Annotated in this window: 1 protein-coding gene; it reads right to left on the minus strand. The window is 68.0% G+C overall.

Annotation, left to right across the window (positions count from 1 at the left end; genetic code table 11):
• On the minus strand, positions 1-513 hold a 513-nt coding region (locus tag ACXJKJ_RS31155), incomplete at its 3' end, for a PfkB family carbohydrate kinase (RefSeq protein WP_457395462.1).
• Positions 514-613 lie beyond the last annotated feature (100 nt).

Raw genomic sequence — 613 nt, forward strand, 5'->3', positions numbered from 1 at the left:
CCACAGCGCAGGACGCAGGTTGAGGTCGAGGCTGACCATCGCACCGGCGGCACGCGCGCGGCGCATGCCATCCAGCGTGGTCGCGGCGATCTCGGCCTCGGTCAGGCTGTTGGAACACACATGGAAGCTGCGCGTGCCGTCAAAACAGCTGGCGTGGAAGTGCTCGCTGCGGAACAGCAGGTCCGCCGCCGGCGGCCGGTAGAAGCTGAAACTGCGCTCGCCGTGGGCGTCCAGCGCCACGAACGCCAGCGCGGTCTTGGCCGCGCCGGTACGCACGATGCAGTCGGTGGCCACACCGGCGTCGGCCAGGCTCTCGGCGAGGAAGTCGCCGAACATGTCGTTGCCGAGCATGCCGGCGAAATGGGTGTCCGCACCCAGCCGCGCCGCGGCCACCGCGACGTTGGCCGGTGCCCCACCGGCGTACTGCAGGAACGCGCGCGGGGTGTCGGCGCTGGCCGGCGGCTGCGCAAGTAGATCGATCAAAATCTCGCCGAAACAGACAATCTTGCTCATTCTGGCCTCAGGCTCCGTGGCGGAATGCGGCGCTCGGGCGCGAACCCGACAGGCCATAGAAAATGATGTAGCCGTAGCACACCAGCGGCAGGATGAAGGA

It is taken from the genome of Roseateles sp. P5_E1, from assembly GCF_054049335.1.